Source organism: Ruminobacter amylophilus, assembly GCF_900115655.1.
Lineage (GTDB): Bacteria > Pseudomonadota > Gammaproteobacteria > Enterobacterales > Succinivibrionaceae > Ruminobacter > Ruminobacter amylophilus.
In genome coordinates this window covers 1-1,590 of record NZ_FOXF01000102.1, presented here as the reverse complement: position 1 = coordinate 1,590, position 1,590 = coordinate 1, and the positions used below count along the sequence as shown (strand labels likewise).

Below are 1,590 nucleotides of genomic sequence, written 5' to 3'. Positions count from 1 at the left end.
TCTGCAGAGGTCCGCGTGGAACGGAAACCGCAATTCTGTCGAGAGGTTTTACGCCGTGCTGAATAAGGAGAGAGGCCACGCGCATGACGGAGGCGTGCATCTGACCGTAGGTTACGATTCTGTCACCGTAGAAGAGCGCAGGACTGTCAGCCATGGTTATACCGTTCATATGGATGCGTTCGGCGAGCAGAAGACTGGATAATGGAGCCGAAGTAGTATTCACAACGGTTCTGATTCTCACGGTTTCCTTCGGCAGTTCCGCCTGAATATTAAGCTGCCAGCTTTCAGTAACCAGTCTGTGAATCAGTTCCATGTAGCATTCAAACATTTCTCTGATGAGGTTGCCGTCGTACAGCTCGGATACATAATCCCATGAGAGGTACAGGCCGTCAGCAGTTTCATACAGCTGGTGATCAAGCCATACCTGCGGGGTTTCGGAAAGACCGCCCTCGGCAAGAGTCAGAAATCCCGCGCCGGTATCCTGACTGAGAAGATCGTCGGCGATACCCAGAGTACTGGTAAAGACCACCGGCAGTGAGGCCATGCTCAGTCCCTTGCGTTTTGACAGTTCTCTCTGAATATATATGCTGGACAGTTCTCTGTGATCCAGGGCTTCGGCAAGATTTTCCGCCAGAACCCCCGTGGATGCCGCAAAGCTCCCGGTCGTATCAGGGCGGTAGGCCACCGGAACAAGTGACGTGAAGTCACCGGCAACATCATAGATTTCCGGATGAACGTTCATACGGTCAAACAGAGTCATGTTGACTGTTACGCCGTCGGTTCCAGAATATCTGCAGAGCACTTCCGCATAGGCGTGCAGGAATACTGCGGAAGGTGTAAGTCCGAATTCCCTGGCTCTGGCTTTGATACTGTCCAGTTCCTTGTGCGGCAGAGTTCCGGCGATTCTTACAAAGTGTGATTTTTCTATTCTGTCCGGACTGCATTCGGTCGGAAGCTGAGGAGCCGGCGGAAGATCGTCAATTTTTTCATCCCAGTACCTGTGGGCTTCCTGAAGTTTTTCTTCGGAATAACCGTGTGAAAGAATGTAGTCTCTGAATGACAGGGCAAGAGGAGGACGGCTGCTGTATTTTTCAGAATTTCTGTAGGCCTCGGCAATTTCGCGGAGAATCATTTTGATGCTGTATCCGTCAAGGTTCATGTAGCTGAATGCCATGGCGAGACGCATGCTGTTCTTCCCGTATTCAAAGGCACGGGCGGCATAAGGGAATGATTCATTCATGTCATTGAGTTCATTCCACCAGGCCGATACCGCACTGACCGCCTGTTTAACGTCGGCAACACGTGTTACCTCCACCGGAGTGACGAGAGCTTTTTCCCTGATTACCTGCTGTCCGTCGGCGGTGATTTCGGTACGCAGCATTTCATGTCTGCCGACCACCAGTCTGAAGGCTTCGTTAAGGCGTTCTACACTGATGTCAGAGCCTTCCATTTCCACCAGATAGTATGTTTTTGAATTCAGAGGAAGACCGGGAGCCTGTCCCATCCAGTATGCCTGCTGTACCTCGGTGAGAGGGAACGGATCATGACGGTGTTCAGGATCCTCTTTTACCCTGAAGAGTTCGGAAGACC

The 1,590-nt window shown here is 51.5% G+C and carries 1 protein-coding gene; it reads right to left on the bottom strand.

Annotation, left to right across the window (positions count from 1 at the left end):
* Positions 1-1,590 (bottom strand): condensation domain-containing protein (locus BMY80_RS11920; RefSeq protein WP_143066543.1); only part of this gene is annotated, 1,590 nt, incomplete at both ends.